Annotated in this window: 10 protein-coding genes; 2 read left to right on the plus strand and 8 right to left on the minus strand. The window is 70.6% G+C overall.

Annotation, left to right across the window (positions count from 1 at the left end):
* Nucleotides 1-211: 211 nt before the first annotated feature.
* Entirely contained in the window at nucleotides 212-691 is a 480-nt protein-coding gene (locus ABZ267_RS08670; protein ID WP_356750741.1) for a hypothetical protein, read from the plus strand.
* A gap of 57 nt (nucleotides 692-748) precedes the next feature.
* Here the strand turns inward: ABZ267_RS08670 and ABZ267_RS08675 are convergent, their stop codons facing one another.
* The 4 genes from ABZ267_RS08675 to ABZ267_RS08690 all read right to left on the minus strand — a co-directional run bounded on the left by ABZ267_RS08675 (nucleotide 749) and on the right by ABZ267_RS08690 (nucleotide 5,413).
* Entirely contained in the window at nucleotides 749-3,142 is a 2,394-nt protein-coding gene (locus tag ABZ267_RS08675) for an excinuclease ABC subunit UvrA (protein ID WP_356750743.1), read from the minus strand.
* 144 nt (nucleotides 3,143-3,286) lie between these two features.
* Nucleotides 3,287-3,703: a VOC family protein gene (locus ABZ267_RS08680; protein WP_028417068.1), complete on the minus strand. Its 417-nt coding sequence runs from the start codon at nucleotides 3,701-3,703 to the stop codon at nucleotides 3,287-3,289.
* A 10-nt stretch (nucleotides 3,704-3,713) separates the two neighbouring features.
* The gene (locus ABZ267_RS08685) at nucleotides 3,714-4,133 is read right to left on the minus strand and encodes a helix-turn-helix transcriptional regulator (protein ID WP_356750745.1); all 420 of its coding nucleotides are present in this window, start codon (nucleotides 4,131-4,133) and stop codon (nucleotides 3,714-3,716) included.
* 107 nt (nucleotides 4,134-4,240) lie between these two features.
* On the minus strand, nucleotides 4,241-5,413 hold the full coding sequence (locus ABZ267_RS08690; RefSeq protein ID WP_356750747.1) for an epoxide hydrolase family protein: 1,173 nt from the start codon (nucleotides 5,411-5,413) through the stop codon (nucleotides 4,241-4,243).
* Between the two features lie 102 nt (nucleotides 5,414-5,515).
* Here ABZ267_RS08690 and ABZ267_RS08695 point away from each other — a divergent pair, with 102 nt between their 5' ends.
* Nucleotides 5,516-6,091, plus strand: coding sequence for a CGNR zinc finger domain-containing protein (locus tag ABZ267_RS08695; RefSeq protein ID WP_356750749.1), 576 nt, complete (start codon nucleotides 5,516-5,518; stop codon nucleotides 6,089-6,091).
* Between the two features lie 89 nt (nucleotides 6,092-6,180).
* On the opposite strand, the gene fabD is transcribed toward ABZ267_RS08695, so the two are convergent.
* From fabD to ABZ267_RS08715, 4 genes are read right to left on the minus strand one after another with little or no spacing between them, the layout of a single operon-like run.
* On the minus strand, nucleotides 6,181-7,428 hold the full coding sequence (gene fabD, locus ABZ267_RS08700) for an ACP S-malonyltransferase (RefSeq protein ID WP_356750751.1): 1,248 nt from the start codon (nucleotides 7,426-7,428) through the stop codon (nucleotides 6,181-6,183).
* Nucleotides 7,428-8,492, minus strand: coding sequence for a ketoacyl-ACP synthase III family protein (locus ABZ267_RS08705; protein WP_356750753.1), 1,065 nt, complete (start codon nucleotides 8,490-8,492; stop codon nucleotides 7,428-7,430). The genes fabD and ABZ267_RS08705 overlap by 1 nt, the downstream gene beginning before the upstream one ends.
* A complete protein-coding gene (locus ABZ267_RS08710) occupies nucleotides 8,489-16,870 on the minus strand; it encodes a type I polyketide synthase (RefSeq protein ID WP_356750755.1) in 8,382 nt (2,793 codons plus the stop codon). Before ABZ267_RS08710 ends, ABZ267_RS08705 begins: the two co-directional genes overlap by 4 nt.
* Nucleotides 16,863-21,311 carry a beta-ketoacyl synthase N-terminal-like domain-containing protein gene (locus ABZ267_RS08715; protein ID WP_356750757.1) on the minus strand — a complete coding sequence of 1,483 codons (4,449 nt, stop codon included), beginning with the start codon at nucleotides 21,309-21,311 and terminating at the stop codon, nucleotides 16,863-16,865. Before ABZ267_RS08715 ends, ABZ267_RS08710 begins: the two co-directional genes overlap by 8 nt.
* Nucleotides 21,312-21,315 lie beyond the last annotated feature (4 nt).

A 21,315-nucleotide genomic window follows, 5' to 3' on the forward strand; every position in this document is an offset into this window, starting at 1 on the left:
ACCGCCACTGCCCGCGCGCCCTCCCCGGCCCGTCCAGTATGGCGGCCTCCCGGCGGAGCCGGTACGCGGCGGGACGGCACTGCCGGACGACGTCTGGGCGTACGGGCGGTGCCGGACTGCGTAACAAGATCAGGAACAATGGTACGACGCGAGGCCTTCCGGGACGGAGAGCCGCCGCGGCACGGCGGAGCGATCGACGAGCGGGGGAACTATGCCGAGGTGGGGGCTGCTGGTGGAGCAGAACCTCGGGCTCGGCGGCCAGCGCCGGGTCTGGTCGTCCGGTGTCATGGACCATGTGGACGGTACGCGCGAGGAGACGCTGGAGGTCCTGCGGCAGCGGGCCGAGGCGTACCGGCCGGTGCATCCGGCCAGCCCGAAGCGCCGGAGGCTCTACCGGGAGCGCGACGGGTTCGTGCTGGTCCTGGACGGGGCCTGGCAGAGCTTCCACTGCCGGTTCACGGTGATCGAGGAGCTGTACGACAGCGCGGCACCGAAGCCCGAACCTCCGGCCGTCGCGGAACTGCAGCCGGAGCCGGAGCCGGTACTCCCGCCTGCGCCGCAGCCACAGCCGGAACCGGTACTCCCGCCTGCGCCACCACCGCCGCCACAGCCGGAGCCCGAGCAGCCGCGGGCGTGGGACGCGGATGTTCCCGAGGTCCCGTCGTGGGTCCACCGCGACCGGCCGTCCTGAGCCAGGAGGACCGGTTCGGGGCCGGAGGTCGTCCTCCGGCCCCGTGAAGCACTTCCGTCAGCCGCCGACGTACGCCGAGAGGTGCTCGCCCGTGAGGGTCGAGCGGTCGGCGACCAGGTCGGCCGGGGTGCCCTCGAAGACGATGCGGCCGCCGTCGTGTCCGGCGCCGGGACCGAGGTCGACGATCCAGTCGGCGTGCGCCATGACCGCCTGGTGGTGCTCGATGACGATCACGGACTTGCCGGACTCGACGAGCCGGTCGAGCAGCCCGAGCAACTGCTCGACGTCGGCCAGGTGCAGACCGGTGGTCGGCTCGTCGAGAACGTACACACCGCCCTTCTCACCCATGTGGGTGGCGAGCTTCAGCCGCTGGCGCTCGCCGCCGGAGAGCGTGGTGAGTGGCTGGCCGAGGCGGAGGTAGCCGAGGCCGACGTCGGAGAGGCGGGTGAGGATCTTGTGCGCGGCGGGCGTGCGGGCCTCGCCTTCGGCGAAGAACGTCTCGGCCTCGTCCACCGACATGGCGAGCACCTCGCTGATGTCGCGGCCGCCGAGGTGGTGGTCGAGCACCGAGGCCTCGAACCGCTTGCCCTCGCACTCCTCGCAGACGGTGGCGATGCCCGCCATCATCGCCAGGTCGGTGTAGATGACGCCGGCGCCCTTGCAGGTGGGGCAGGCGCCTTCGGAGTTGGCGCTGAACAGGGCGGGCTTCACACCGTTGGCCTTGGCGAACGCCTTGCGGATCGGTTCGAGGAGCCCGGTGTACGTCGCCGGGTTGCTGCGGCGCGAGCCGCGGATCGCGGTCTGGTCGATGGAGACGACGTCCTCGCCGGCCGGGATCGACCCGTGGATGAGCGAGCTCTTGCCGGAACCGGCGACGCCCGTGACCACGCAGAGCACGCCGAGCGGGATGTCGACGTCGACATCCCTGAGGTTGTGGGCGGAGGCGCCGCGGATCTCCAGCGTGCCGGAGGGTGTGCGGACCTTCTCCTTGAGGACGGCCCGGTCGTCCAGGTGGCGGCCGGTGAGCGTACCGCCGGCCCGCAGTCCTTCGACCGTGCCTTCGAAGCAGACGGTGCCGCCCGCGCTGCCGGCGCCGGGCCCGAGGTCGACGACATGGTCGGCGATGGCGATGGCCTCCGGCTTGTGCTCCACGACGAGGACGGTGTTGCCCTTGTCGCGCAGCCGCAGCAGCAGGTCGTTCATGCGCTGGATGTCGTGCGGGTGCAGGCCGATGGTGGGCTCGTCGAAGACGTAGGTGACATCGGTGAGCGAGGAGCCGAGGTGGCGGATCATCTTGACGCGCTGCGCCTCGCCGCCCGACAGCGTGCCCGAGGGCCGGTCGAGCGAGAGGTAGCCGAGGCCGATCTCCACGAACGATTCGAGCGTGCCGAGGAGTGCGGTGAGGAGCGGCGCCACCGAGGGTTCGTCCAGCTCGCGCACCCACTCGGCCAGGTCGCTGATCTGCATCGCGCAGGCGTCGGCGATGTTGATCTTCTTGATCTTCGAGGAGCGCGCGCCCTCGCTGAGCCGGGTGCCTTCGCACTCGGGACAGGTGGTGAAGGTGACCGCGCGTTCCACGAAGGCGCGGATGTGCGGCTGCATCGCCTCCTTGTCCTTGGAGAGGAACGACTTCTGGATCTTGGGGATCAGCCCTTCGAAGGTGAGGTTGGCGCCTTCGACCTTGACCTTGGTCGGCTCCCGGTAGAGGAAGTCCTGCATCTCCTTCTTGGTGAACTTGCGGATCGGCTTGTCCGGGTCGAGGAAGCCCGACTCGGCGTAGGTCCGCACGGTCCACCAGCTGTCGGACTTCCAGCCGGGGATGGTGAACGCACCTTCGGCGATCGACTTGGTGTCGTCGTACAGCTGGGTCAGGTCGATGTCGGAGACCGTGCCGCGGCCCTCGCAGCGGACGCACATGCCGCCGGTACGGGTGAAGGTCTGCTTCTCCGTTCTGGTACCGGCGCCGCGCTCCACCGTGATCGCGCCGCTGGCCTTGACCGAGGCCACGTTGAAGGAGAACGCGTTGGGCGAGCCGATGTGGGGCTTGCCGAGCCGGCTGAAGAGGATGCGCAGCATCGCGTTGGCGTCGGTGGCGGTGCCGACGGTCGAGCGGGGGTCGGCGCCCAGTCGCTGCTGGTCGACGATGATGGCCGTGGTCAGCCCTTCGAGTACGTCGACCTCGGGCCGCGCCTGCGTCGGCATGAAGCCCTGGACGAAGGCGCTGTAGGTCTCGTTGATCAGCCGCTGCGACTCCGCGGCGATCGTGTTGAACACCAGCGAGCTCTTGCCGGAGCCGGAGACCCCGGTGAACACCGTCAGCCGGCGCTTCGGGATCTCGATGTCGACATCCTTGAGGTTGTTCTCGCGCGCCCCGTGCACCCGGATCACTTCGTGGCTGTCGGCCACCGGCTGCGCGGCCGACTGCGATCCGGTCTTTCCGGCCTTGCTCATCGTCTCTCCATCTGTCGCGCGGGGCCGCCGCCGCTCACGTCCGTCTCCGGCGGCCCCGGCTCGGTCTCACCAGGCTCGAACAGTACGTCCTCTTCTCGTCCGCCCCGGTTCCGCGCGACGGCGGAACCGGTCCATCGGCGGGCGTCAGCCCTTGCGCGGCTGGTTGAAGCGCAGCATGTTCCCGGCCGGGTCGCGGAAGGCGCAGTCGCGGACGCCGTACGGCTGGTCGATCGGCTCCTGGAGCACCTCGCCGCCCGCGGCGCGGATGCGCTCGAACGTCGCGTCGACGTCGTCGGTGGAGAAGATGACACCGCGCAGCAGGCCCTTGGCGAGCAGCTCGGCCATGGCCTGCTTGTCGGCGGCCGGGGCGTTGGGGTCGGCGAGCGGCGGTTCGAGGACGATCTCCACGTCCGGCTGCGCCGGGGAGCCGACCGTGACCCAGCGCATCCCCTCGAACCCGACGTCGTTGCGTACCTCCAGGCCGAGAACGTCCCGGTAGAAAGTGAGCGCCTTGTCGTGGTCGTCGACCGCGATGAAGGTCTGTGCGAGCTTGATTTCCATGGGGTTCACGCTACGGACGGGGCGGTGCTTTCGCTTCTCCATTCCTGACCGGTCTCGTGTGGATCTTGGCGACACAGGCCGGGATGGCGGCACCTTCCTCGTGCGGCCGCGCCCGGTAGGCGCTGGGGCTCTCGCCGACCAGCTCGGTGAAGCGGGAGCTGAAGGACCCGAGCGAGGTACAGCCGACCGCGAAGCAGACCTCCGTCACCGACAGGTCGCCGCGGCGCAGCAGCGCCTTGGCCCGCTCGATCCGGCGGGTCATGAGGTAGCTGTACGGACTCTCGCCGTACGCTCCACGGAAGCTGCGGGAGAAGTGGCCCGGCGACATGAGCGCACCACGCGCCAGCGCCGGCACGTCGAGCGGCTCCGCGTACTCACGGTCCATCCGGTCACGGGCCCGGCGCAGCCGGACGAGGTCCTCCAGCGTCACAGGGTGATTGTCCCACGGTGGGCCGTCAGCCGGGCCTGCTGACCTCAGGAGCGCGGGGCAGCGGTGATCGGGGGCCGGATCAACGGGCGGCGTTCAGCGGACCACGTTCACCGGTCGGCGGCCAGCACTGCCGCGAGGCCTGCTCGGAGATCCTTGACGAAGTACTCGGGAACCTCCAGCGACGGGAAATGTCCGCCGCTCTCGGGCTCCTCCCATCGGACGATGTTCCGGTACCGCTCCTGGGCCCAAGGGCGCGGGCACTTCTCGATGTCGCGGGGATACATGGTGATCGCCGACGGGACGTCGACCCGGAGTTCCGGGTCCAGCGAGTTGTGGCTCTCGTAGTAGATGCGCGCCGCCGAGGCTCCGGTCCGTGTCAGCCAGTACAGGGTGACGTTGTCAAGAACGCTGTCCATGGAGACGGATGCGAACGGGCTGTCGTCGGTGTCCGTCCACTCGGCGAACTTGTCGAGGATCCAGGCGAGAAGCCCGACCGGTGAGTCGACGAGCGCGTAGCCGATGGTCTGCGGTCGGGTCGCCTGCTGCTTCGCGTACGCCGCGCGGTGGAGCCAGAAGTGACGGGTCTCCTCGGTCCACCTGCGCTCGACGGACGTCAGCCCGTCCGTCGGCAGCCCGGGCGGCGCCTGCGCGAACGTCGAGTGGATGCCGAGGACGTGTGCCGGGAACCTGCCGCCGAGGACCGTGGTGATGTTGCCTCCCCAGTCGCCTCCGTGGGCCGCGAACCTGCTGTAGCCGAGCCGTCCCATGAGTTCCACCCATGCGGCCGCGATCTTCTCGGTTCCCCAGCCGGTGGTGGCCGGCTTGTCGCTGTAGCCGAATCCCGGGAGCGACGGGGCCACGACGTGGAACGCCGGTGCGTCCGGATCCTTGGGATCCGCCAGCTCGTCCACCACATCGATGAACTCGACGATGCTGCCCGGCCAGCCGTGCGTGAGGATCAGCGGGGTCGCGTCCGCGCGCGCGGATCGGCGGTGCAGGAAGTGGATGCGCAGGTCATCGATGGCCGTACGGAACTGGCCGACGCGGTTGAGGCGCTCCTCGAACGACCGCCAGTCGTACCCGGTGCGCCAGTAGTCCACGACATCGACGAGGTCGGCGAGCGGAACGCCCTGATCCCACCGGCGCGGGCCGGGCGCTGCGTGATGGACCGTCTCGGCCTCCGGCAGTCGCGCCGCGGCCAGTCGCGCGCGCAGATCGTCGAGGTCGGCATCGTCGGCGTGGGTTCGAAACGTTTGCACATCGCTGGTCGGACGGGGCATCGGACCTCCTGGCCACCATGGAACGGCTACGGATCGTTGAGAACCATCTAAGACGGTTCTAGCAGTTCTCCGAGCAACGTCGCAACCGGCTATGGTGGTTCCATGCGTGTTGAGTTCCCTGACTTCCGCCTCGGCAAGGTGCTGGCGACCAGCTTCACGGGGACCCTGTCGGAGCGTCATGGCAGTGCCGTGGAGCGCATTCCGACGCCTCATCGACTTGTCGACTGGCTGGCGGTGAGCGGCCTCGCCGTGGACTCCTGCACCACAGCTCAGCTCGACCTCGCGCGGGAGCTGAGGGAGTCGGTCCACGCCGCCGCGACGGCGGCCGCACTCCAGGAAGCCCTTCCGGCCTCCGCCGTCCGCCTCATCAACGACCGCAGCACTCACGGTCGGGCCGCGGCGATCCTGACACCCGAGGGCGAGCGGCGGTGGCAGCTCAGCTCAGCTGGCCGCGTGGAAGACGCTCTCGGCGTGATCGCCGCCGACGCGATCAGCGTCATCTCCGGTGAGCGGGACGGAACGTTGGCCTTGTGCGCGTCACCGACCTGCCGGGCCGCCTTCTTCGACACCAGCCGGAGCCGTACGCGCAGATGGTGCGACATGAACACCTGCGGAAACCGTCAGAAGAAGGCGCGCTTCCATGCCGGCCGGCGCAGAAGCTCCGGATCGGCGAAGTGATCGTCCCCTGCTGCCGCAGGCGTTGAGCAAGCGACGTGTTCGTGCGCTTCCTCTACGGCAGGACTGAGTAAGGGCGTGTTCGGCGCTCGTCACGCGAGGGCGCGGATCGCCTCGATGGTCCGGTCCACGGTGAGGGTCCCGTTCGCGCAGTCGTGCAGCAGGGCCGTCACCCGTTCGTCCTGGTATTCACGCAACGGCGCGGGTGGGGCCTCGGGCGCTGCGGCTCCGGCGATGTCGTCGCGGGTCAGGAGGTAGTCCGCCAGGGCGGCGCAGGAACGGTGCTGGAAGATGACGTCCGGCTTGACCGGAACGCCGAAGACCGTCCCGGCCCGGCGGGCCAGGCGTACGTAGATGATGGAGTTCAGGCCGAGCTGCCGGAACGACGCGTCCTCGTCGAAGCCGAGCGCCTCGTCGCCGATCTCCGGCTGGAGGATCTCACGCTTGATGCGCTCGATCAGGTCCCGGCGTGGATCGGACGCGGGCTCTGGCGCGGTGGTGATCCGGTCGATGAGCGGGGTGAGCACCTTCGATTCGCCCAGTTCCGTGAAGACCGACACGCCCGCGTCCCGCAGATACCGGATGCTGTCGGTCCAGCGGACGGGCTTGGAGATCTGCTCGGCGAGCAGATCGCGGACGTCCTGCGGGTCGGGGCCGAACGGCCGGCCGGTCACGTTGGAGATGACCGGTGTCCGCAGTTCGGCCAGGTCGACCGAGGCCAGCAGATCGCGGAAGCGCGCGGCGGCCGGGGCCATCGCCGGCGAATGGAAGGGTCCGCTGACGCGGACCGGGATGAAGCCTCGGACACCTTCCACCTTCTCGAAGGCCGGCTTGATCCGCGCCAGTTCCGCGTGGCTGCCGGAGAGCACGAGCTGCTCGGGCGCGTTGTAGTTGGCGATGACGACGCCGGTGGCACCGTGCTGCTTCAGGGTCTCCTCGACGATCTGCTCGGAGACACCGACGACTGCGGCCATCGTACCGCCGCCGACCTGGCTCATCAGTTCCGCACGGCGTCGCACCAGCGTCAGGCCGCCTTCGAAGTCGAAGGCGCCGGCCGCGAACAGTGCGCTGTACTCGCCGAGGCTGTGGCCCGCGAAGAAGTCCGCGGGTGGCAGGTCCTCCTGCGCCGCCGACCAGTGCAGCGCGTTGACGACGTAGATCGCGGGTTGCGCGTACACGGTCTCGGACAGCCGTCGTTCCGGGTTCTCCAGACAGAGCTCTTCGATCGAGTATCCGAGCACCTGGTCGGCGCGGCGACGGAGGTCGGGGAACCTTCCGAACAGGCTGCGGCCCATCCCCTTCTTCTGGACGCCCTGTCCCGGGAACACGTAGCAGCGCATCAGATCCGCCCGCCTCCGAGCCCGAGTCCGGCCGGCGTCGTCGGCCACGCGGGAAGCTCGATGATCCGGACCACGGCGCACGTCCAGGTGAAGCCGGCGCCGACGCCGAGCAGCATGCAGAGGTCGCCGACGTCCACGGCACGCTCCTTCACGAGGTGGTCGAGTCCGGCGATCTGGTCGCCCGCGCCGAGATGGCCGACGGTGCGACCCCAGGACCAGGTCGTGAGATCGAGGTCGATATCGAGTGCGGCGAGGACCTCGCGCTGCAGCACGATGCGTCCGAAGTGCGGAACGACGAACCGGGCGACGTCGCCCAGGCGCACGTCCGCGTCGCGCAGGGCCCGGTCGACGCAGTCGCTGAGGCCGGCCCGGAACCGGCGGGTGAACTCGTCGAGCTCCACGTCTCCCAGGTACTGCAGTTTGCGCAGCCGCAGGTCGATGGGGAGCGTGGGGTCGTGGTGAGGCGTGAAGGGCGCGTCGCCGCGATGCAGGCGCTCAAGGGTCGGATCCGACACCGTGGAGGTGCTCAGCACCTGGGCGAACCCGGACCTCTTGCTGAGCACCATCGCCGACGCACCGTCGCCGGGGACGATGCCGATGTCGCTGTTCCAGCGGTCGATCGCCGGCGGACCGACCTTGTCGGCGGTGGTCACCAGCGCCGCCACGTCCTCGGTGGCCGCGAGGGAACGCGCCGCGATGTCCAGCGCGGTCATGCAGCCGTTGGAAGCGTTCTTGACCTCGAAGGCGAGCGCCGAGTGGTCTCCGAGGACTTCGCGGTGGATGTAGGAAGCCGTCGGGTAGAGCTCGAGGCCTTGGAAGTACACGCAGGCGTGCAGCAGCAGCGCGATGTCCTCGGCCCGGTGACCCGACCTTTCCACAGCATCTCTGGCAGCGGCCACCGCCATCTCGGGCGGAGCTTCGTCCGTGGCCTCGCAGACCGATTCGAGCTGCGTGTCCTCGGCGTCCTGGGCGTCGAACAGGCCGTCGGCGACGGCCTGTTCGACCTTGGTCGCCGGAGGCAGATAGGTCGCGGTAGCCGCGATGAACAGGGCCTCTGTCTTCACTTGTCGTTGCCTCTCAAGGTGGTGGCGTCGTGGAGCAGGAGCCCGGCGATGGCCTCGGCGGTCGGGTAGTCGAACACCAGGGTGGCGGGCAGCGTGGTGTCCAGCCGCTTGGCGAGGCGCTTGCGCAACTGGACCATGGTGAGCGAGTCGATCCCGAGGGAACGCAGTGCTCGGTCGGCCGGCACGCTGTCGGGCCCGGGCAGGCCGAGCACATCGGCGACTTCGCTGCGGACGAGGTCCAGCAGCAGAGCAGGCCGTTCGGCTTCGGAGGCGTCCGCCATCCGCGTATCGAGCGACTGCGCGGTCCCGGAAACTTCGGCTCCGCGTCCTTCAGTTGCGCGCCGCAACATGGAGCGCAGCATGGGAGGCGCTTCCGCATCGCCGAGCGCGTGGCGCAACGATGCCAGTTCCAGGCGTACGGGCATCAGCTGGGTCTCGGGCCGTGCGAGTGCGACGTCCAGAGCATTCAGGCCCTCGGCCAAGGTCAGGGCACCGATGCCCTGACGCCGCAGGCGTCCCAGCTCGGCCTTGCCGAGGTGAGCGGTCATGCCCACTCCGGCCTGCTCCCAGAGCCCGAAGGCGAGGCTGAGTCCAGCAAGACCCCGCTTGCGCCGGTTCGCCGCCAGGGCGTCCAGCGTCGCGTTGGCCGCGGCGTACCCGCTCTGTCCTGCGGTGCCCAGCGTTCCGGCCGCCGAGGAGAAGAGGACGAACGCGGCCAGGTCCAGCCGCTCGGTCAACTCGTCCAACAGCCGCGCACCTTGGACCTTGGGTGCCATCACCCGGTGCAGCCGCTCCGCGGTGAAGCCCTCCACCAGGCCGTCGTCTAGCACGCCGGCGAGGTGGAACACGGCCGTGAGGGGATGGCTCGGATCGATCCCTTCCAGTACCGCGGCCACGGCGGCCCGGTCCGCGACGTCACCCGCGACCAGGTCCACCCGCTCGGCGCCCGCGGCTTCGAGCTCCCGCACGAACGAGCCGGCTTCGGGGACGTTGCCACCGCGCCGCGACAGCAGCACGAGCCGCCGCGCTCCGTGCGCGCGCACCAGGTGTGCGGCGAGCGCGCTGCCGAGCTCGCCGAGGCCGCCGGTGATCAGTACCGTGCCGTCCGGGTCGAGAGCGCGTGGCAAGGTCAGTACGGTCTTGCCTGCGGCGTTCTGCTGCGCGTGGCGCAGGGCGTACGGCGCGTCGCGTACGTCGAAAGCCGTGAACGACCCCTTGTCCTGAGTCGGATCGGAGGCGGACGGATCAGCGGCCGCCTCTGCGAAGGCGAGGTTCGCGGGCATCTGCCTGAGGATGGCACCGTCCACGCGGATCTGGTTGCCGAGCGCGGCTGCCGCACTGCCCATGACCCGGTCGCCCGCGTGTACGAAGGTGACCCCGCTGCCGACCTCCATGGCGATCCCTGCGAACTCCAGGATCTGTGCCTGCTCCGGGCTCAACCCGGCGGCCCGTACCTCGACGCGGACTTCCGACGGCGCGAGCGGCTCCGGCGCGTCCTCGTCGTGCGGGGCGGCGGTGACGTCCAGCTGACCATCTTCCCGCTGACGCAGGTGCCAGCCGCCCTCGTCCGGCAGGACGAGCGCGTCGATCTCCGCGACGGTCGGCCTTGCCCGTGGCACGCGGGCGGTCTCGCCGCGCAGCACGCACTCCGGCTCGCCGCCGGTCTCGATCAGGCGCGCCAGGAGCCGGAAGTCCGGGGTACCGGGACCGAGGTCGATCAGGCGCAGGACGCGCTCCGGCTGTTCCGTACGGGCCGTGCGCACCATGCCCCACACCGCGGCATGCGCCCAGTTCCCCACCTGGTCGTCCGGGCTCAATGACACTGCGTCACAAGTGATCCAGACCAGCTCCGCGTTCTGGAGCCGGGCATCGCCGAGGCACACCTGAAGCGTCCGCAGCGCTTCGGCGGCGCTCCGCTCCGCGTCGTCCAACTGAACGGGCGCGCGGTCAGGCAGCGCGAACAGCAGTCGCCGAGGCGCATCCGCCCGGCCGTCGAGCCGCTTCACGAGGGCGTCCAGGTCGGGAACGACGTCGGCACCGAGCCCTGCGCCCACCTCGGCGTCGCCGACCACGAGAGTGCCCGCAGGGTCGAGGGTTTCGGCCACGAGGTGTAGGGGTTCGAAGCCGACGCGGTAGAGGTGCTCGGCGAACGGGTGTCCACGCCGTCTGCCGCGCTGGAACTGCAGCCTGCCGATCCGGGCCACCAAGTGGCCTGCCGGGTCGGCCAGCCATACGGTGGCAGGCGCGAGGTCCTCGTCTCCGCCGGATGCGAACGACACGCGCACGGTCAGTTCTCTGCCTGCGGTACGGACCAGCTCGACGTCCGACCACATGAACGGGACGAGCGGCCCAGGAGCCGCACCCGTCTCCATCAGACCGGCGACGACTACCTGCAGTGCCGCGTCGAACAGCGACGGATGCAGACCGTGGCCGGCCGGATCCAGCGCGGTAGGAAGGGAAACCCGCGCGTGGTAGACGCCGTCGCGGCAGGCGAGTTCGCGCAGTCCTCGGAAAGCCGGGCCGTAGTCGAGCCCGTTGGCGAGGGCGCGTCCGTAGAAGGCTTCGATGTCGAGGGCCCGGGCATCGGGCACCGGCCAGTTGTCGAGGTCCGGCGGCATGGTGGCGTCGGTGCTCGCACGGGTCACGCACTCTCCGGTCACGTGCTGCTGCCAGATCAGCGGCTGGTCCGTGTTCTCGGGTTGGCTGTGGAACGCGAAGGGGCGCCGTCCGTGCGCGTCCGGATCGCCGACGGTGGCCTGGATCCGCAGCGCGCGGCCCGGAAGAAGGACGACCGGCTCCAGCAGCGTCAGGTCTGCCACGGCGTCGGCACCTGCGGTCCGGGCGGCGAACAGCGCAGCGTCGGCCAAGCCCGCACCCGGCACGTAGACCTGCCCGCCGACGACGTGATCGGCCAGCCACGGGCCGTCGTCGAGCGACAGCCGGCCCGTGAACAGATGACCGCCGCTGCCGGCGAGCGTCGTGATCGCTTCGAACCACGGATGACCGTCCACGGGCTGACCTGCCGTCACCGCGACGGGCCCGGCCGGAAGCTCCCCGAGCCAGAAGCGCCGACGTTGGAAGGCGTACGTCGGGATGTCGACCTTGCCGGCGCCACGGGACCCGAGCACTCGCTCCCAGTCCAGAGGGAAGCCTCGCTCGAACAACGTGGCGGCCGTTCGCCAGAGCTGGTCCACGCCGCCTGATCCGCCTTCGGAGGATGGGCCGACCTCGACGAACGCTCCGAAGCCCTCGCCGCGCAGCCGCTCCAGCGCGCGGTCGAGGCCCATGAACTCCGGCTCTTGTTCTTGCTCGTGCAGGTCGCGAAGCCAGTAGTCGCCGCCGAGCTCCGGGCCCGGCACGACCTCGCCCGTCAGGCGCGAACGGAAGGGGATGGAGGTCCGGGCAGGGACAATCCCTGACATCGCACCGCCGACCGCGTCTCCCGAGCGCGCGCGAGCCCGCCGGGCGACGACCCGGGCGCCGTCCTCCAAGCTCAACGCTCCGCTCACCACGGCGGCGGCGACCTCGCCGTGCGCGTCGCCCACCACCGCCGCCGGCTCCACACCCCAACTGCGCCACAGCGCCGCGCGTCCGAGGTGGGTCGCGAACAGTGTGCACGGCAGCACATCCGGACTCTTCACGTCCGCCTCGCCGCGCAGCACCTTCAGCACGGACCAACCGGTCAACGGCGAGAGGATCGCGTCGCACTCCGCCACGGTGTCGCGGAACACCGCGCTCTGCTCCAGCAGTTGGCTGTTCAGCCCAGGCGGCCGCGCGTCCTGACCGCCGAAGACGAAGGCGATCTCCCCCTGTGCCGTGCCGGAACCCGGCTCGACCGCCCGCAGGGCTTCGGCAGCATCCACGGCGTTGCCCGCGAAAACCACGGCGCGCGCGTCGAAGTGCGTACGGCCGACGGCGGAGGTGTAGGCGATGTCCCGCATCGACGCTGCGGGCCGCGCGTCGAGCCACTCGGCCCAGTGCCGGGCCTGCGCACGCAGGGCGGCCGCGTCGGTGCCCGAGATCACCAACGGGTGGACGAGATCGTCGCCAGGCCCGTCCGCGACGACGGTCTCCGGTGCTTCTTCGATGATGACGTGCGTGTTCGTGCCACTGATACCGAAGGAGCTGACGCCGGCGCGACGCACCCGCCGTGTCCGCGGCCAGTTCCTCGGCTGCCGCAGGAGCTCCAGTTCGCCGCCGGTCCAGTCGATCCGGGTGTTCGGCTTCTCCGCGTGGAGCGTGCCGGGCAGCGACTCGTGCTGGAGCGCCAGCACCATCTTGATGACGCCGATGACGCCGGAGGCCGCCTGGGCGTGGCCGATGTTGGACTTGGCCGATCCCAGGTGCAGGGGCCGTACGCGGCCCGAGAACACTGCGGCGAGGGCGCCGGCCTCGATGGGGTCGCCTAGCACGGTGCCCGTGGCGTGCGCTTCGACGGCGTCGATGTCGGCCGGGGTCAGTCCACCGTCGGCCAAGGCACTGCGCACCACGCGCTGCTGTGCGAGGCCGTTCGGCGCGGTGAGCCCCTGGCTTCGGCCGTCCTGGTTCATGGCGGTGCCTCGTACGACGGCCAGCACACGGTCGCCGTCGCGTCTCGCGTCCGAGAGCCGCTTGAGCACCAGGACGCCGCAGCCTTCCGCCCAGCTCGTCCCGTCGGCGTCGTCGGCGAAGCTCTTGCAGCGGCCGTCGGCCGCGAGCCCGTTGAGGCGGCTGAACTCGACGAAGATCTGCGGGGTGCTCATCACGGTCACTCCACCGGCGAACGCCAGATCGCATTCACCGCTGCGCAGCGCCTCGCACGCCAGGCGCAGGGCCACGAGCGACGAGCTGCACGCGGTATCGATGGTGAGCGCCGGCCCGGACAGGCCGAGGGTGTAGGACACCCGCCCGGAGATCAGGCTCGACCCGTTGCCCGTGATCTTGTAGCCGTCGCTGCTGCTGACGTCCCAGCGCCGGGCGACGTCGTAGTCCGAACTCATCGCGCCGAGGTAGACGCCTGTGTTGCTGCCTTCGAGGGACGCGGAGCGCAGATTGGCCCGCTCCAGTGCCTCCCAGACGACTTCCAGAACGAGCCGCTGCTGCGGGTCCAGGGACAGTGCCTCACGCGGGCTGAGCCCGAAGAAGGCGGCGTCGAAGTCCTCGACGTCGCGGACGAAGCCGCCCCTGCGCTCGAAGCGCCTGCCGGTGGCGGCGCGCTCCGCCTCCTCGATCATGCCGAGATCCCACCCGTCCCAGCGCTGCGGGAACGGGGAGGAGGCTTCGCGGCCGTCGGCGAGCAGTTCCCAGAACGCTTCGGGCGTGTCGATTCCGTCCGGAAGCCGGCAGGCCATGGACACGATCACGACGGGATCGTCATCGTCGGGCCGTACGGGCACCGCGGCGACGGCGCGCGAGACGTCCGGAGCCTCGTCGGGCGCTCCGGCGTGTGTCAGCAGCAGTGTCGCGATCGCTTGCGGTGTGGGGTAGTCGAAGGCGAGCACGGTGGGCAGCGGGACCCGTGTCCGTGCGCTGAGCCGGTTGCGCAGCTCGACCACCATGAGGGAGTCGAGGCCCTGTTCGCGCAGCGTCAGGCCGGGACGCACACCGTCCACGGGCCGGCCGAGCAAGGCGGCGGCCTCCTCCGTGACGAGTGCGAGCACCGATCCCGGACGCTCGGATTCGGGCAGCGCCATCACGTCCTCGCGCCACGAACCACCGTCGACGGCCGGGATCGCGTCGTCGTGTTCGTCCAACCAGTAGCGCCGGTGTTCGAACGCGTACGTAGGAAGGTCCGCCCGGCGCGTCTCCGAGGCCGGGAACACCCGCTGCCATGAGATCGGGACGCCTTGGGTGTGCAGCTCCGCCAGCGCCCGCAGCGGCTGTTCGAGCCCGCCGCGACCGCGGCGCAAGCTGCCCACCACGACCGCCGTACCGTCGGCCCCGGTTCCCTGCGCCAGGGCTATCTGGAGCACCGGATGCGGACTCACCTCGACAAAGGTCCCGAAGCCGTCCGCTCGCAGGCGTTCCAGCGCGCGATCGAAGCGCACCGGCTCGCGCAGGTTGCGGCACCAGTACTCCGCGTCGAGCTCCGGACCGGCTGCCCGCTCCCCCGTCACGCTCGAATAGAAGGCGATCCCCGCCTCCGCGGGGGCAAGGCCCGTGAGCTGCTCGCGCAGCGCGGGCAGCAGCACATCCATGTGCGGGCTGTGCGACGCGTAGTCCACGTCCACGCGCTGGCAGTACGCGCCGGTGGCCTCCATCTGTGCGAGGAAGCGGTCCAGCGCCTCGGCGTCTCCGGCCACGACGGTCGATCGCGCCGTGTTCACCACCGCGACGGACAGCGCCTCGCCGTAGGCCGCCAGCTCCTCCATGACTTCGCCGACCGGGCGCTCCACGAGTCCCATCGCCCCGTCCGGCGCATGGTCCTGCACGGCCCGAGCGCGCAACGCCACGATGCGAGCGCCGTCCGCCAGGCTCAACGCCCCGCTGACGACCGCCGCGGCCACCTCACCTTGGCTGTGGCCGACGACCGCCGAGGGCTCGACGCCCCAGGCGCGCCACATCGCGGCGAGACCGACGTACATCGCGAACAACGCCGGCTGCACCACGTCCGTACGCGTGAAGGGCGGCGCGAGACCGTCCTGTCCACGCACGATCGCGGCGACCGAGAACCCGGTGTGCGGTGCGAGGGCCTCGTCGCACGCCGTCACGGCTTCGCGGAACGCGTCGTTCTGCTCCCACAGCGACCGGCCCATCCCCCACCACTGGGCGCCCTGGCCGGGAAAGACGAACGCGACGCGGCCTCGTTCGGTCACCGCGCCCGTCACCACCGCGTCGTGGCTCTCGTCCGCGGCGAGCGCCCGCAGACCGGCGACCGCCTCGTCCGTCGTGCCGGCGATCACCACGCCGCGCGTGGGGTGGTGCGTGCGGGTCGTCGCCAGCGAGTAGGCCACGTCGGACAGCCTCGTACCGGGCGACTGCCCGAGGTGGCTCGCCAGCCGCGCGGCGTTACGCGCGAGCGCCTGCGGGCTCGTGCCGGACACCGCCAGGCAGACCGGCCCACCCGCATCCGGTGTGGCCGGTACCGGCGCGCTCTCGGGCGCCTCGCCGAGGGCGACATGCGCGTTGGTGCCGCCGTATCCGAAGCTGCTCACCCCCGCGAACCGCGGCCCGTCCGGCCACGCGGCTGCCTCGGTGACCACTTCCAGACGTTCGGCGGAGAAGTCGATGCGCGGGTTCGGTGTGCGGAAGTGCAGGCTCGGCGGAATGACGCCGTGGTGCACCGCCAGCGCGGCCTTGACGAGCCCGAGCACGCCGGCCGCCGGTTCGAGATGGCCGAAGTTCGTCTTGGCCGAGCCGATGCGCAGCGGCGCGGGCCGGTCGGGCCCGAACACGGTGCCGAGCGCGCCCGCCTCCGTCACGTCGCCCAGAGGCGTGCCCGTACCGTGCGCCTCGACGTACGACACGGCACTCGGCGCCACGCCGGCGTTCTCCCACGCCGACCGCAGCACCTCGGTCTGCGCCTCGTGGCCGGGTGCGGTCAGTCCGTCCGTCGCACCGTCGTTGTTGACTGCGCTGCCGTGCACCAGCGCATAGACACGGTCACCGTCGGCGAGCGCGTCGGACAGCCTGCGCAGCACGACCACCGCGCAGCCTTCGCCCCGGGCGTAGCCGTCACCGTCGCCGTCGAAGGCCCGGGACAGTCCGGCAGGACTCTGCGTGCCGAGTTTCGTCAACGCCACCGAGGTGTTCGGATGCAGCATCAGGTTGACGCCGCCGGCGAGTGCGAAGTCCGACTCGCCGGAGCGCAGGCTCTGCACGGCGAGGTGCACCGCGACCAGAGAGGAGCTCGACGCGGTCGCCACGCCCATCGCGGGGCCGCGCAATCCCAGCGCGTAGGCGATGCGGGACGGGATCACCGAGTTGTCCCAGCCGATGGCCGAGTGGGCGTGGATCGCCTCGGCGGCGCCCTGCGTGAACAGCGGGTACTCCTGCCACATCGCGCCCATGAAGACGCCGGTGCGCGTGCCCGCGAGACCAGCTGTGGAGCGCCGCGCGTCCTCGACGGCGGCGCACGCCACCTCCAGGGCGATCCGCTGCTGCGGGTCCATCTGCCGTGCCTCGGCCGGTGAGATGGAGAAGTGCGCCGCGTCGAACCCCGTGACGTCGTCGAGGAATCCACCGCGCCGGTTCGCCGCCCCGCCGGACGCCTCCGCCTCAGCCCATGCGCCGGCGTTCCACCGGTTGTCCGGCACCTGACGCACCGCGTCGACACCGTTGAGCAGAGCCTGCCAGAGTGCGGTCGGGTCCTCGATCCGTGCCGGCAGTCGGCAGCCGATGCCGACGATCGCCACCGGTTCGTGGCGGTCGTACGTCCGGGCGTCGGTCCGGTCAGCCACGGGTAGCCCCGATCTCGTCGGGCGCGTAGAGCGCCAGGCATGTCTCCTCGATCGCGGCGAGCGGCTCCGCGTCGTTCAGGATCGTCATGTGGTTCGCGGCGTCGATCTCCACCAGGCGCAGGCCCGGCAGCTCGCGCTCCCAGTCCTGCCGGTAGTTCACGTGGTCGAGGGAGAAGGTCTCGCCGGTGATCTGGAAGTACGGTTCGACCTCGCCCAGGAAGAGTCCGCGCCGGTTGCGGAAGTAGGTGCACACCACGGCTTCCGGCCGCGGCAGAGGCCTGATGGTGTGCTCGCCGAGCCGGTAGGCGAGCTGGATCGCCATGTTGCGTCTGACGAACCGCGCCGTCCGGTCAGGTCTCATGGCGAGGCCGCGCCCGGCCGCGAGCTCCGCGAGCCGCAGGACGAACGCGTCCTCGTCCAGGTCCTCGGCGACCTCGTCCCGGTGGATGAGACGGGCACGCAGGACCGCCGGGTCCTTCTCCCCTGCCGGCCAGAGCAGGGAGTTGACGACCTGGAGCGCCGCGCTCCGCGCCGACTGGAACCCGTTCGCGTTCGACTTCGCCAGGCCGGTCTCGTCCGGCGAATCGACCATCGTCAGCGAAGCCACGTCGTGGCCCTGTGCCTGCAGCCGCCGGGTCACCTCGTAGGCGACGATGCCGCCGAGGCAGAATCCGCCGACGTCGTACGGGCCCTCGGGCTGCACCGAGCGGATGGCCTCGGTGTAGTACTCGGCCATGGCCGTGATGCCCTCGATCGGCGCGTCCTCGGTCAGCAGGCCACGGGCCTGGATGCCGTAGAACGGGCGGTCGATCCGCTCGGCGATCGTGCGGTAGGACTCGACGCCGGCCAGAGCGCCGTGGATCCAGAAGACCGGCCTGCCCCCGGTCGCACCGTTGAGGCGCACCAGCTCCGGGACGGGCACGCTCGTGGAGCGGGCCTCCGCCTCGGACAGCCTCGCGACCACGTCGTTCAACGTGTCGTGCGGCTGCCACCATTCGGGCCGGAAGCCCGGAAACACACCGCTGATCCGGCCCAGCATCGCCACCAGGAGCAGGGAGTTGAGACCGTAGTCGGCGAGCGACCTCGTGCCGTCGATCTCGTGGCGCGGCAGGCCCAGCACCGAGGCGACGAGGTCGGCGACGAAGGCTTCGCGGTCCTCACCGTCCTCGCCGTCCTGAGCTCCGGCATCTGTGTGCACGGCCTGATCCGATTGTGGTGCCTGCTCGGCGAAACACGTCAGACGTGCGAAGGGATACCCGGGCAGTGGGATCCGTCTGCGTCGCGCGCCGCGATGCATCAGGTCCCAGTCGATGGGCGTGCCCGCGACCCAGTGTTCCGCTACCTGGTCGAGCTGCGCCGGCTTCCCATCGCGCTCGGCGCCGGCAGCGGGATCGACGCCGTCGGCAAACGCCACGCGGTCGAGCGCGTCCGGGTCGCCGTGGAGCCAACCGTCCAGCATGCGAGCGGCCTCGTCCGTGCTCTGCGCGACGAACGCCAGCCGGCAGCTCATCGCTTCCCGGCCGACCTGCGACGTGTACGCGATGTCCGCCCAGGAGCGCGGATCCGCCTCGGCCAGCCGATGGATCAGCCGGCGCGTCCGCTCGCGCAGAGCGTCGACGCTCCGCGCCGAGAGCACCAGGACCTGCGCGCCCGGCTCGTCGTCCGGGTTCGCGGAGGCGATGTGCTGCTCCAGCACGACATGCGCGTTCACGCCGCCGATCCCGAAGCTGTGCATGCCCGCGCGGCGCGGCAGCGGCCGACCGGCGCCGTCGGTGCGCTCGGGCCACGGCAGGTTCTGCGTGGCGATGCGCAGCCGCGTCCCCTTGAGGGAGAGGTCGCGGTGCAGCTGCCCGAAGCCAGGGATCGCCGGGATCACGCCGTGCCGCATCGCCTGCGCGGTCTTCACCAGCGCGGCCAGGCCGGAGGCCACCTCCGTGTGCCCGATGCAGGGCTTCACGTTGCCCAGATACGTCACGTCTTCGCTGTCGTCCTCGGTACGGAGTCCGGCGCCGAGCGCCGCCAGCTCCGCGCTGTCCGCCAGCATCGAGCTCATGCCGTGGGTCTCGATGTACTCCACGGCGCCCGGATCGATCGCGGCGTCGGCGTAGGCGTGCGCGACGGCTGTCTTCATGCCCCGGATGTTCGGTGCCGTGAAGGACACACCCCTGCCGCCGTGGGCCACGCCGGTGCCGCGCACGACGCAGTGCACGTAATCCCCGTCCTCCACGGCCCGGCGCAGTGGCTTGATCAGTACGGCGGCGACGCCCTCGCTGCGCGCCGTACCGTCGGCACCCTCCTGGAACGGCCGTACGTCACCGCTCGGGCTGAGCATCCCTGCGGCCCGCATCCCGCCGAAACCCGCAGGCGACATCACCAGGTTCACGCCGCCGACGAGCGCCTGCTCGCACTCGCCGTCACGGATGGACCGGATCGCCCGGTGCAGGGCCACGAACGAGGACGAGCACGTCGTGTCGCACTGCTCGCTGGGGCCGTTGAGGTCGAGCAGGTACGAGATCCGGTTGGGCACCATCGCGGGCGACGGCAGGCTCAGCAGGTCCCTGGTCGCGGGCCGGTACTCGCTCTGCGTCGTGGCGACGAACACGCCTGTGGTCCGGTTCCGCAGCTCGGCCGGCCGATAGCCCGCGTCCTCGACGGCGTTCCACGCCGTCATCAGCAGCAGACGCAGCTCCGGCGTCACCTGGCGCGCCTCGGTCATCGACATACGGAAGAAGAGAGGGTCGAATTCATGCACGCCGTCGAGGAATCCGCCTCGCAGCGCGGCCGCCTCGTCGCCGTAGCCCGCCCAGTCCGCACGCTTTTCCGGCGGTGCGGTGATGCACCGTCCGCCTTGCTCGACGATCCGCCAGAACTCGTCGATGTCGTCGGCCCCGGGGAAGCGTGCGGACATGCCGACGATCGCCATGCCGTCGAGCGCGGCCTCGTCGGGCTCAGGCTGAGGTTGAGGTCGAGGTTGCGCACGGTCGGGCGCCCGGTCCGGCGGTGCGGGCTCCGGCGGAAGCGCGTCCCGCAGCTCCTCGGCGTATTCGGAGACGATGAACTCGCCCAGCTCGGCCAGGGTGTTGTGCTCGAACAGCACCGTGATGTCGAGGTCGATACCGAGCGTCCCGCCGAGGGTCCGGGCCACGTTCACCGCGAAGATGGAATCGAGCCCGTAGTTCGAGAAGGACTCGTCCCGCCCGATCCTCGTTCGCGGGATGTCCAACGCCTCGGCCAGCACATCGAGCGCGACTGCCTCGGTGTGGACGCGCAGCCGGTCTCCGGACTCGCTCCCGACGCTGTGATCGGCCACGGCCCGCGCCGGACTCTCGCGCGCCGGCGCCACGTACGGCGCGGACGGGCGAGGCACGGCCGTCGGCTGCCGTATGACGCCGTCGCTCTCGGCCACGATGATCTGCTGTCCCAGATCCTCGGCATCCCGCGCGGGCAGAGCGATCGCGCGGAACCCCTCCTGCGTGAGGACATGCTGCCAGTTGGCCGTGGAGAGCAGCGGACTGCCCTGGATCCGCAGGTGCGGGTCCTCGTAGCGCCACCATCCGTCGAGGAGACCGAACGAGAACTGGCTGAGCAGGTTGTTCGCGGTCAGCTCGTTCAGGACCAGCAGTCCGCCGGGCCGGAGCAGCGCCTTGGCGTTGCGCAGGGTGTGGCGGATGTCCCGGGTGGCATGCAGGACGTTGGCGGCGACCACGGCGTCGTACCCGCCGAGGGTGAGGCCCTGATCCGCCACCGGACGCTCGATGTCCAGGATTCCACAGGTCAGCGACGGGTTTTCCGCACCGAACGAACGCTCCGCGTGGTTGAGGAAGGCCCTCGATATGTCGGTGTAGCAGTACTCGCGCACGTCCAGCCGCGCGGACCGCAGCGCCTCCAGGACGACCGCGCTCGTGGCACCCGTGCCGGCGCCGATCTCCAGGATCCGCGCGGGACCCGCCGTCCGGGCCCGTGCCCGCCGTCGCAGCCGCGCCACCAGGTCGGCGGCCAGCGCCTGGTTGAAGAACGCCGACGCCGGGTTCGTCGCGTAGGCGTTCTGCACCAGCTCCAGCGATCCGCCGGGAAAGATGACCTCGGTGGCCGGTCGCCGTCCGGTGAGAATGTCGGGGAAGGCACGCAGGGTGGTCTCCACCAGGAGGTGGGTGGCCGCGAGGTCGGGGTTCTCCTGCCACGCAGGCTTTTCCGTCTCCCACTCGCGCCACAGCTGCTCGACCGGCTTCTGCCGCGTGGCGTCGTCGATCAGGATCCTGCCGTCCCGCCGCTCGAGGTAGCCGGCTCCTTCGAAGACGCGCAGGCACTCGTCGAACCAGGCGCCGTACCCCGGCGCGAGGCCTGCCGACTCCCGTGCGGCTTCCGGAGTCTGCCCGGATTCACGGAACGCGCCGAGCGTGCGCAGATGGGACCAGAGGAAGTCGAGCAGCAGCTGTTTCATGATC

The sequence above is a fragment of the Streptomyces sp. NPDC006174 genome, assembly GCF_040614075.1.
GTDB lineage: Bacteria > Actinomycetota > Actinomycetes > Streptomycetales > Streptomycetaceae > Streptomyces.

Coding starts and splice junctions, on each gene's coding strand:
- ABZ267_RS08670 (WP_356750741.1), top strand. CDS start 212: ATGCCGAGGTGGGGGCTGCTGGTGGAGCAGAACCTCGGGCTCGGCGGC.
- ABZ267_RS08675 (WP_356750743.1), bottom strand. CDS start 3,142: ATGAGCAAGGCCGGAAAGACCGGATCGCAGTCGGCCGCGCAGCCGGTG.
- ABZ267_RS08680 (WP_028417068.1), bottom strand. CDS start 3,703: ATGGAAATCAAGCTCGCACAGACCTTCATCGCGGTCGACGACCACGAC.
- ABZ267_RS08690 (WP_356750747.1), bottom strand. CDS start 5,413: ATGCCCCGTCCGACCAGCGATGTGCAAACGTTTCGAACCCACGCCGAC.
- ABZ267_RS08695 (WP_356750749.1), top strand. CDS start 5,516: ATGCGTGTTGAGTTCCCTGACTTCCGCCTCGGCAAGGTGCTGGCGACC.
- fabD (WP_356750751.1), bottom strand. CDS start 7,428: ATGCGCTGCTACGTGTTCCCGGGACAGGGCGTCCAGAAGAAGGGGATG.
- ABZ267_RS08715 (WP_356750757.1), bottom strand. CDS start 21,311: ATGAAACAGCTGCTGCTCGACTTCCTCTGGTCCCATCTGCGCACGCTC.